Below are 11,190 nucleotides of genomic sequence, written 5' to 3' on the forward strand. Positions count from 1 at the left end.
GCCTTTTGGTTACTTTTGGGCCTTTCCAAAAGTGACCCGCTGTAAGAGCGGAACCCTAAGTGGCCGTTACCGCAGGAATGGATATGTACACAATCCAATTGTGCTGACTGTCAGGCCGCAATCGCAGGCAAGCCAGCTCCCACATGTTCGACCCCGTGTTGTCAGGTAGAGACGCGTCGGCGTCGGGCCTTCATCGAAGGTCAGCCAGCCCCCTTCACTGCACGCTGATCATCAAAAAACACCTTCCTGCCATCCACCCGCTCAGACGCCCTGGGCACATTCACACCCTGGCCTTCCGGCTTTTCCACATACCAATAACAATGGCTGACCGCTCGAGTAATCCCCACATAGGCCAGTCGCAACACTTCGTCTCTCTGGGCATTGTCATAAGGCTCGCTGTCGCCATCCTTACCCAAGCCCGCCATGCGATACACCTGGTTCTTGTACGGCGAGCTGGTGACATGCTGACAATCGCCCAGCAAAAATACCGCGTCCGCCTGCAGCCCCTTGGCACTGTGATACGTCAGCTGTTTCAACCTACGCGCCTGAGGCGCCAAGCTAGAATCCACATTAATGACAGACTGAATATGTTCGCTAATCAATAACTTATCGCTACTTCTTCGATAAAGCATCAGGATCGAATCGCCCCGCTGATAATGCTCCAGCAACCGCTGCGCCAGTGCCGCGTCGTCACGTTCCAACACCGTGACGGGCACCAGCGTCTTGGGCTCGCCGCTGGCCCTGGCCTTTTTGCCGGGGATGGCCGGCGCGCTACGGACGATATGTTCGGCAGCGTCGATGATGTGCTGGTGGCTACGGTAGTTCTCCCCCAGCATCACGCGGGTGGTGCTGGGCGAAACGAACTCCTTGTTGAACTCCATAAAGTACTTGGGCGAACTGCCACGCCAGCCGTAGATGGATTGCCAGTCGTCCCCTACGCACAGCAACGATGAGCGTTGCGCACCTCGCCCGACGTGCATGGCCGGCCCGCGGCTGCGGATTTCCCGCAGGCTGGCGCGGATCCAGGACACGATCTGCGGCGATACGTCCTGGAATTCATCGATCATCAGGTGCGACATCGGCCGCAGCAAGGGATCACTCAGCAGCTTGAGGTTCTCAGGGGTGTTTTCACCAAACAGGGAAAACATCCGGTTGTAGGTCATGATCGGCGGCGACTGCTCCAACAGGTGATCTTCCAGGGCCTTCCAGAAGATGCTCAGGGCCTCGAAGAACAGCCGGTCCGGGTCGTCCTTGGCGAAGCTCATCTGGCCAACCGCCGTAGGCACATCCAGGCCGAGGTTCTCGATAAACCCGGCCGCCATGACAAAACTGTCCAACAGGGGGGCCGAAGCGAGTTCACCTTTAACCTTGTAATCAAAGCCCGGCCCGGCCGTGGCATCGCCACCCAGGCTGCTCAAAAGACGCTTTGAAGATTCGTAATTATCCAGCCATATCAGTGGCTTATTACAGAAAGCTTGAAACAACGTGCGCTTTACCGCCCATTCCGCGCGCACCGAGAGTTTCGAGTTCGGCCGACTGATTTGAGAATTTTCGCGCCCATCGAACCCGAGCACCACCCAGGCATCCAGCTCCCGGATGTAGCCGTGGCAATGAAATTGCCCGCCGTTGATTTCAAAGGTCTGACGGCTGGGTTCGATGCCCTTGATCGGCCAGGCACCGGCGCGAAACCATAGGTCTTCGATCACATCACAGAGTTCTTCATCGCGCTTGGCCGCCAATTCAGTCACGGCCATGCGCTTTTGCACGTCCGGATGATCGCGTTCTAGCTCTTTGAGCTGGAGACCATGACGGGCCAAGGGGGCAATCAACTCGCGAAAACGCTGATGGCGACCATACAAGCGGTGATAACAAGCGTTCATCTGCTGCCGCTGGGCGTCACTGATACGCAGGTCGAAGGCGTTGCTGTCGGCGTCTTCAAAACCATCGCTGAGGTTCTCAAAAGCCTGCAGCCGTTCAAAGCCCGGCAGGCTGCGCACCATGGGCAGGATGCGCGAGTGAAAGGTGCGCACCACCGCCTGGGCTTCCTTGCTGCCAAGGGGTTGGCCCCACAGGCTGAGAATTTCCATGAGTTTGTTGATGAAGTCCTTGCGCGACTCGCGGGTGAACGTCACCACCGTCATCGAACTCAGTTCAAAGCCCAGGTAATGGCTGAGCAGCAGGATGCGCAGCACCAAGGACGTCGACTTGCCGGCGCCAGCACCCGCAATCACCGAGGTCGAGGGGGTGTCGCTGAAAATCATCTTCCATTGCGCCGCGCTTGGCTGCGCATGGGCTGGCAGCAGGCGCGCGACATCGGCCTTCATGCGCTTCTTCACCTCCGCGGTGAGCGGCAATCGCCAGTCGTCGAACAGGCTGTCATCTATGCTTGGTGCGCTGTGCTCATCAGGGCGAAAGTCACGAATCAGCAGGACTTGCCGGCCTTCCTCGATGCCATCAGCTTTACCCTCGCGGTAACCGTATTCAACGCCCGCCTCATGCCCACTGCGAAAACCGTCGGCCTGGCCATGTAACCAGGAAAACCTGTGCTGCGCGCGCAAACGGGTGAGGCCATGGCCGAACAGGCGCGCAGCCAGCCGTTTCAGCAGCGGCATTTCAGCCAAGGGGCGCAGTTCGGGGGGCAGATCAGGCTGTTGTTGCGACACGCGGACTCCTGCGGTGAGCTTGTTTTGACCAAGGCGCCATGGTCGCCGGAAACGCCGCTCAGTTCCAGCCAATTGCTTTGCTGTCATGCAGTTAGGCGATGAAGTGAAAGTGAACACCGGGAATAATCATCGAAAAAACGGATCATAAACCGGCATTTTTTACGCTTTTTATCGATCATGCGCTGCGGGATGATGGGCTCATCAACAGGAGACGATCATGCTTGAACTTCGACCTTTCACCAGCCTGGGCGGCGCCCACCATGGCTGGCTTGACGCTCATCACCACTTTTCCTTTGCCGAATACCACGACCCCCAGCGCATGCACTGGGGCAACCTGCGGGTGTGGAACGACGACATCATCGCCCCCGGCAGCGGCTTTCCCCAGCACTCACACCGCGACATGGAAATCATCACCTACGTGCGCGAAGGGGCGATCAGCCATGCCGACAACTTGGGCAATAAAGGCCGCACCGAAGCCGGCGATGTGCAGGTAATGAGCGCGGGAACCGGCATTGCCCACAGCGAATACAACCTGGAGGCCACGCCAACCAAGATCTTTCAGATCTGGATCATTCCCAATGAAGCCGGCTTGCCACCATCCTGGGGCGCCAAACCGTTTCCGCAAGGCAACCGCGAGGGCTTTGTGACGCTGGCCAGCGGCAAGGCTGGCGACAGTGAAAGCTTGCGGATTCGTGCCGATGCACGCTTGGTGGCCGCGAACCTGAAGGCCGGGGAAAGCGCGGAGTACCGGTTGGACAGCGGTCGCCGTGCCTACTTGGTGCCAGCCACGGGCGTGATTGACGTCAATGGTGTGCGGGCACAGGCGCGGGACGGCGTGGCGGTTGAGGATGAACAAGTGTTGCGGGTGACCGCAATCGAGGACAGCGAAATCGTGCTGGTGGACCTGGCCTGATCATGTAGGAGCGAGCTTGCTCGCGAAGAACTCACCGGCACCGCGTTCACTCAGGAAGCACGCGTTATCGTTGACGTTTTTCGCGAGCAAGCTCGCTCCTACATACAGTGTCAGTTATTGGCTGATTGCGCCGTCTACCAACACCTGCGCTTCTTCCACCAGTTGCTTGAGGTGTTCTTCGCCGATAAAGCTCTCGGCGTAGATCTTGTAGATGTCCTCAGTGCCCGAAGGCCGTGCGGCAAACCAGCCGTTTTCGGTCATGACTTTCAAACCGCCAATTGCCTGGTTGTTGCCCGGCGCATGGCTGAGGATCTGTTGAATGCTCTCCCCGGCCAATTGCGTGGACGTCACCTGCTCCGGTGATAGTTTGCCCAACAGGGCTTTTTGCGCGGGAGTGGCCTTGGCATCGACGCGAATGGCGAACGGCTCACCCAGGGCATCGGTCAAGCCACGGTAGATCTGGCTTGGGTCCTGGCCTTTGCGCGAGGTCATTTCCGCGGCCAGCAAGGCCGGAATCAGGCCGTCCTTGTCGGTACTCCACACGCTGCCGTCCTTGCGCAGGAACGAGGCACCGGCGCTTTCTTCGCCGCCAAACCCCAACGAACCTTCAAACAAGCCATCGGCAAACCATTTGAAGCCCACCGGCACTTCGTACAGGCGACGGCCGATGCGCGCGGCGACGCGGTCGATCAGGCCGCTGCTGACCACGGTCTTGCCCACGGCCGCATCGGCACGCCAGTCCGGGCGGTTCTGGAACAGATAGTCGATGGACACCGCCAGGTAGTTGTTGGGCGCCAGCAAACCACCGGAAGGCGTGACGATGCCGTGGCGGTCGTGGTCCGGGTCGCAGGCGAAGGCAACGTCGAAACGCTCCTTGAGACCGATCAGGCTTTGCATGGCATAGCTGGAGGACGGGTCCATGCGAATCTGGCCGTCCCAGTCGACGCTCATGAAGCGAAAGGTGGCGTCGACCTCGGTATTCACCACCTCCAGGTTCAAACGGTAGTGCTCGGCAATCGCCGACCAGTAGCGCACCCCTGCTCCGCCCAGCGGATCCACGCCCAAGCGCAGGTCGGCGCTGCGGATCGCGTCCATGTCGATCACATTGATCAGGTCGGCCACATAGCTGTTGAGGTAGTCATGGCGATGGGTGGTGTCGGCCTTGAGCGCCTGGGCGTGAGTGATGCGCTTGACTCCGGCCAGCTTGTTGGCAAGCAGTTCGTTGGCCTTGGCTTCGATCCACTTGGTGACGTGAGTATCGGCTGGGCCACCGTTAGGCGGGTTGTACTTGTAGCCGCCACTTTGCGGCGGGTTGTGGGACGGTGTAATCACAATACCGTCCGCCAGGCCGCTGGTACGGCCACGGTTATAGCAGATGATGGCGTGGGAAATCGCCGGCGTCGGCGTGTACTCGTCGCCCTCGGCCAGCATCACGTGCACGCCGTTGGCCGCCAGTACTTCCAAGGCGCTGGCACCGGCTGGCGTCGACAATGCATGGGTATCCAGGCCGACAAACAAGGGGCCGGTAATGCCCTGAGCTTCGCGGTACAGGCAAATGGCCTGGCTGATAGCCAGCACATGCCACTCGTTGAAACTCAGTTCGAACGAACTGCCACGGTGCCCGGAGGTACCAAAAGCCACGCGCTGAGTGGAGATCGCTGCATCAGGCTGGCCGGTGTAATAGGCCGTGACCAGTCGCGGGATATCCGCCAGCAACTGGGCTGGTGCCGGCTTGCCCGCAAAAGGACTGATAGTCATGCATAAACCTCGCAAAGAAGGATTCGGAAAAAATGACAGTTTACTGGGACTTGGACTACTGCGCGACGGTATCGATCCGACGGCCTGAAGAGAAATTTCATACGCTACAGCCTGATCGGCTGTCAGGCCGCTATCGCAGGCAAGCCGGCTCACACATTGGATAGTTGTAGGAGCGAGCTTGCTCGCGAAAAACTCACAGGCGCCGCGTTTATTCAGGCAGCGCGCGTTATCGTTGACGTTTTTCGCGAGCAAGCTCGCTCCTACTCGGTCTGCGCCTGCAGGAGCGTCTGCGCCAGCGTATCCAGGGCGATGTCCAGGTTGGGATGGCCGCTGAAGGTATGGCTCAAGCGCATATGCTGGTGATGCAAACCACTGAGGCTGAACAGTTCGCCTGGGGCAATCACCACCTGCTGGGCGAGCATGCGCTGAAACACCAGGCGCATATCCACCGGCGCCGTCGACTGCAACCAAAAACTCGCCCCGGCCACGGGCATGCGGTAATGCACACACCCTTGCATACGCGCATCCAAGCGGTGACTCATGGCGTGCGCCTGCTCATGCAGGCGCTGGCGCAGCGTGTGAAGGTGCTGGTCGAACCGACCGCTTTCGTACAGCCGCGCAATGGCGCGTTGACGAATGGCGGACAGTCGAAACGAACGCAGCAAGAACTGGCGTTGCAATTCATTGCTCATCTGCCGCGCCAGCAGGTAACCAAAGGGCGCTTCCGGGCCCAAAACCTTTTCGAACGAAGAAAACACGATCAGCCGCTCTGGGTTGACCAGGCTGCGCAAGGCCGATCCGGGCGGCGCAAAGCTCAGGTCACCAAAGGTATCGTTCTCCAGCAACCAGCAGCCGTGCTGGTCGAGCAGACGCGCTACGTGCAGCCGCTCGGGGTCGGTCATGGCGTTACCCGAAGGCATGCTGACCACGGATGAGAGCAGCACGAGGTGCACTGGTTCATGACGCAGCAGGTGCTCCAATGTGGTCAAGTCCGGGCGGCCGTCGGCACGCCAGGGCCATTCAATGACCCGCACGCCAGCGGCCTGTAGCAGGCGCAAGACCAGGTAATCGCACGGCGATTCAACTACCACCACCGTGCCTTTAAGGTCCAGGGCATCAACGAGAATTTCCAGAACGCCCTGAAGGTCGGCACCGATATACACCTCATCAGCTTGCCAACAATGGGTGGGCGACGCGGTATAACGTGCTGCCAATGCAGCACGCAACTCCCACACGCCACAAGGTTGCGACGGTTGCAGATGATGGGGATACCGGCGCACCAGTTGGCGCTCCAGCGCCAGCAACGCGCCATCGAGGGACCCCAACAGCGCCGGTTCATCATTGCTGAGCACAACCATCGCCGGGCGCCGGGCGGCTGTATACAAGCGCTCGAGCAAGTCCGTACCCGCCATGATGGGCATGGTTGCGGCCACGGGCCAGGCGAAGTAGCCGGACTTGGCCACCGAGTACACTCGCCCTTCTTTTTCCAACAGCGAGTAAGCGTACTGAATCGTCGAGATTGACACGTTCAACCGCGTCGCCAACTGGCGCAGGGACGGTAGCTTGACCGGTGCTTCCCGGCTGACTTCATTGATCAGGTTGATCATGTAGCGATACACCGCCTGATAGGCAAAGTCTGCCTGTCGCTCTCCCCTCAGGTTCATCGCTGATCACCAGTTTCCATAGGTGAATACACGCGACTAGCGTCCCGACATTTGAGTGATACGAGCCTTGGAACGCTTGAAACGAGGTTCACATACACGCGCACTGCGTTTGCCCGGCAGCGGGCATTTGCGGTACAGATGCTGCAACAACGGCAGCGACAACCCACTGATATCCGTCAGCCACTGGTGCAGCATGTCCGCGACGGGCTTGCCCTGCAGGGCCTTGTGGAGCTCGGGGAGCGCTACCAGCATGCCGGGATGGCATTGACGCAGGTAACCCTCCAGACGTTCGCCATGCTGGACGAAGGGCGCGAACACCAGGCAGGTCAATTGGCTTTCGTCCAGGCCAGAGAACGCCTGAGCACAAGCTGTAGCCAATAGCTGGCCCTGCAGAGCACACGCTTCGGTGATCAACGCAACAGGCACCTGTCTTCGATGCAGGTAGTCCGCCGCCTGACGCAGGAACCCTTCGACGCCATGTTCGTAGGAGAGTTCGCGCAGGCACTGGGCCTGCAACCCATGCAAATGCGCAATGAGCAAAGGGTTGGGGTAAGCAGGATGGCTGAAGTGGAACTCGAATGGGTCCCGCTTGTGGGCGAGGAATTGAGTGAGCAGTGGCGCGTGGGCAACGTCCACGTCGTCAAGCAGGTCGGCAATGCCGATATATGCCACATGACGGTGCCCGCCCCGGCCAGGACTCTCAGCGCCTGCGTAGTGCTCGCCATACAGGTGGCGGTAGCAACCGACACTCCATTCCTCCATGCGTGCAAACCATGCACTGAGCGACGACGGGTTACCAGGTGCGAATGTCAGGCCGGTTGCCAAGGCGCTTTTTTTCAGCCACGCGATATATTGGCTTTGCTTGCGCACCGAGTCGCCGCTGACCAGAGCATGCACACCGCCGCTCCAGGTGGCGACCCGCTGGTAGAAATCGCCGAGGGCCAAAAAAGTGTCGTTGCACAGGGTGGCGCGAATGTCTCCGGACGTCAGGTGCCCAATCATCAGCTTGTTGCGCCGGCTCACTTCACGCCCGGCACTGGCCGCAGGCCGTTGATGATTGAAGGGCAGCACTTCCTGGTTTTCCACTATCAACAGTTCCACCCGTGGGTCATCGTGGAAAAATAGCGCGCCGTAGCCGTGGTGCAGCGAATCGAGCGTGGCCTGAGTCATACCCGCGTGCCGCAACGTGGCCACGCGCAAATGAAAAGTCTTGGGTGCTCGCCCAGCAATGGTCAGTTGCGCAGCGCGCAGCATCGCCAAGGTGTAGCTGCTGACTGCGCCGCCGCCGTGCCCGATCAGTACTTTGTAATTCCCCACTTGCTCCATGCCACCGGCGGCCACCACGATTCGCTGGATCAGCAATTGAAGCACCGTACGTTCAGCACGGGTAAAGTGCCCCACTAAACGTTGCAAAACTTGCTGGTAAACATAGCTCATGGCTTGTTCGTGAATAGTGCTCATCGTTCTACTACCTGAGTTGAAATATTAGTTTCGAGCAACTACCACACAGGAGCGCTCGACCTATTACACTTGTAGGCTTGTCATCCGTTGCGCAGCACGACATGGATTCAACATTAGCACTCTGCAACAAAAGTGCAGGTACAACCAAAAGAACAGTCGAGGACTATCCCAGGGCGTGAACCACGTAGCTGCGCGCCTTACAGCGCCAAAGACCGCCAGCCTTAGGAAGGCTCCGACAACGTCCTACACTGCTTTAACTAAGAAATTAGAGAAGCATCCGACAAATATTAATCATCCACTCATCCTGGCTTCTTGCAAAACGACGGGGTGCACACTTTGTACTTTTCGAAAAAAAATCAGACCACCGTTAGTTCCGCAAGCGCGAGATGTTAATGCCCGGCATTCAATCATGGCTCAATCCTTGAGATGACAAAGAAGGCTCAATTATCGGCACTCAAACAATGATTAACAGATACAGAACAGCGTCGAAAAGCAGTTCAGATGGCCTGCCAACCCAACTTAAATGACGCCCACACAACAGCGCCGCACTGGATTTCAGGGCGGCGTAGGGCAATAACGGTATTGTTTACGGGGCGCAGCGCCCGTGCGGCGGCTCAACCCCGGTGCGGGTTAAGCCCTGTCAAATGGCGCATTTGCCTCATCAGCTCAGGCGCCGGAGTATTCATTTGCGAATACTCCTACAGCTCAAACAGCTTCAACCTGCAACGCCACCCGTTCGCGGCAAGGGCATTCATCCATGTATCGGTGCGCTTCGACGAACTGACTGAACGGAAATACCGTGGTTTTCAGTGGGACAAGCACACGGTCGGCGGTCAGCTGGTTGATATCGCGCAACGCACGCTGCAACGCCACCTGGTCCTGGATAATGCCCAGCTCCGGCTTGCCGGTGAAGTTGCCGATACAGTGCACAAAGAACTGAATGTTCTTCTGGAACGCCGCACAGGCCGGGAATGGCGTCTGGTTGCCACCTTGCAGGCCATACAGCACCAGGCTGCCACGCGGCGCGAGGACGTCACCGAGCAGCGACATCTGCGGGCCACCCAGGCCATCGAACACCACGTCGACGCCACGGTTGTCCGTGAACTTGTTGATCTGCATCAGCAGGTCCTGTTCTTCGGTAACGATGACCTTTTCCGCCCCGAGGGACAGCAGGTATTCACGTTCAGCACTGTCCTTGGTGGCGGCAATCACCCGCACACCCAGCGCCTTGCCCAACTGCACAAACGAAGGGCCGGCACAGTGGCTGGCGTCGGTCACCAGGGCAAACTGGCCCGGTTTGACCCGCGCCAGGTCCATATACGCAAAGTACGCGATGAGCAACGGCGTGTAATGCACGCTGGCTTCAATCGGGCTCAAGACATCCGGGTACCGGGTCAGGGCCGAACGGGGCAAGACGATCTGCTCGCCATACACCGGGTAATCATTGGGGCTCTCGGCCGGAAAACTGGCGACTTTATCGCCCACCGCCAAGTCATCCACGCCGTCGCCGAGGGCAACCACAACCCCGGCCATCTCATGGCCCAGGCCAGAAGGCAGGCGTGCATGAGAAGACGCCAGGTTCTGGCGCCACAGAATGTCGTACCAACTGATGCCGATCGCGTCGACACGCACCTGCACTTCGCCCGGTGCGGGCTGCGCGGCCGCATGCTCTTCGCATTTGAGCACCTCGGCCGGACCAAACTTGTGAAAACGGATCGTGCGGGACATCGCAAACCTCGTCAAAGTAACCTCTAATGCCATGAACTTTATCTGGGCTTTGGGGGTAAGACCACCGGTCACCATTAATAGTCGACATGCCTGTCATTGATTCCGCGAGCGAGGAACACACCTCAACTATCGTAGGAAAAATCAATTAGCCGGTGCAGAGTACCAGCCTTTCCCCGTAAGATTCATGCCGGTCATCCTTCTGAAGCGAACCTCAGGGGGTTGGTACGTGACCGCTCACATCAAGTTTGCTGACTCTTCCAGGACACAAGATGAACCGTAACGACCTGCGTCGTGTCGACCTTAACCTCTTGATCGTATTCGAAACCTTGATGCATGAGCGCAGTGTGACCCGCGCCGCCGAGAAATTGTTCCTCGGCCAGCCGGCCATCAGCGCAGCGTTGTCACGCCTGCGCGGGTTGTTCGATGACCCCCTGTTCGTGCGCACCGGGCGCAGCATGGAACCCTCGGCCCGCGCCGTGGAAATCTTCGCCCTGCTCTCCCCGGCCCTGGACTCGATCTCCACCGCCGTCAGCCGCGCCGCCGAATTCGACCCGGCCACCAGCACCGCCGTGTTTCGCATTGGCCTGTCCGACGACGTGGAGTTCGCCTTGCTCCCGCAGTTGCTCAAACGCCTGCGTTCCGAAGCCCCCGGCATTGTGCTGGTGGTACGCCGCGTCAATTACATCCTGATGCCCGGCCTGCTGGCCTCCGGTGAAATCTCCATTGGCGTCAGCTACACCGCCGACCTGCCCGCCAACGCCAAGCGCAAGGTACTGCGCCGCAGCCTGCCCAAACTGCTGCGCGCCGACAGCGTACCGGGCTCGCTGAGCCTGGACGACTTCTGCTCACGGCCCCACGCGCTTGTGTCCTTTGCCGGTGACTTGAGCGGGTTTATCGATGAAGAACTGGAAAAACTCGGCCGCAAGCGCCACGTAGTGCTCGCGGTGCCGCAGTTCAATGGCCTGGGCACGTTGCTGGCGGGTACGGACATTCTGGCCACCGT

General features: G+C 59.2%; 7 protein-coding genes. 2 read left to right on the plus strand and 5 right to left on the minus strand.

All coding sequences use genetic code 11. The features are described from left to right. Positions 1 to 200: 200 nt before the first annotated feature. Positions 201 to 2,663: a UvrD-helicase domain-containing protein gene (locus OC445_RS20660; RefSeq protein ID WP_262020324.1), complete on the minus strand. Its 2,463-nt coding sequence runs from the start codon at positions 2,661 to 2,663 to the stop codon at positions 201 to 203. A 217-nt stretch (positions 2,664 to 2,880) separates the two neighbouring features. Here OC445_RS20660 and OC445_RS20665 point away from each other — a divergent pair, with 217 nt between their 5' ends. Beyond that, positions 2,881 to 3,576 carry a pirin family protein gene (locus OC445_RS20665; RefSeq protein WP_054922186.1) on the plus strand — a complete coding sequence of 232 codons (696 nt, stop codon included), beginning with the start codon at positions 2,881 to 2,883 and terminating at the stop codon, positions 3,574 to 3,576. A gap of 114 nt (positions 3,577 to 3,690) precedes the next feature. Here OC445_RS20665 and pgm read toward each other — a convergent pair whose 3' ends face one another. The 4 genes from pgm to OC445_RS20685 all read right to left on the minus strand — a co-directional run bounded on the left by pgm (position 3,691) and on the right by OC445_RS20685 (position 10,187). Beyond that, entirely contained in the window at positions 3,691 to 5,334 is a 1,644-nt protein-coding gene (pgm, locus tag OC445_RS20670; RefSeq protein ID WP_198791624.1) for a phosphoglucomutase (alpha-D-glucose-1,6-bisphosphate-dependent), read from the minus strand. Between the two features lie 260 nt (positions 5,335 to 5,594). Continuing rightward, positions 5,595 to 6,998, minus strand: coding sequence for a PLP-dependent aminotransferase family protein (locus OC445_RS20675; RefSeq protein ID WP_034127380.1), 1,404 nt, complete (start codon positions 6,996 to 6,998; stop codon positions 5,595 to 5,597). A gap of 36 nt (positions 6,999 to 7,034) precedes the next feature. Beyond that, positions 7,035 to 8,459, minus strand: a complete 1,425-nt coding sequence (locus tag OC445_RS20680; protein WP_198791625.1) for a hypothetical protein — start codon at positions 8,457 to 8,459, stop codon at positions 7,035 to 7,037. Positions 8,460 to 9,164: 705 nt separating this feature from the next. Beyond that, positions 9,165 to 10,187 carry a zinc-dependent alcohol dehydrogenase family protein gene (locus OC445_RS20685; RefSeq protein ID WP_032891964.1) on the minus strand — a complete coding sequence of 341 codons (1,023 nt, stop codon included), beginning with the start codon at positions 10,185 to 10,187 and terminating at the stop codon, positions 9,165 to 9,167. A 269-nt stretch (positions 10,188 to 10,456) separates the two neighbouring features. Between OC445_RS20685 and OC445_RS20690 the strand changes: the two genes are divergently transcribed. Beyond that, on the plus strand, positions 10,457 to 11,190 hold a 734-nt coding region (locus OC445_RS20690), incomplete at its 3' end, for a LysR family transcriptional regulator (RefSeq protein WP_262020325.1).

The sequence above is a fragment of the Pseudomonas sp. Pse35 genome, from assembly GCF_024519715.1.
GTDB classification, from domain to species: Bacteria; Pseudomonadota; Gammaproteobacteria; order Pseudomonadales; family Pseudomonadaceae; genus Aquipseudomonas; species Aquipseudomonas paracarnis.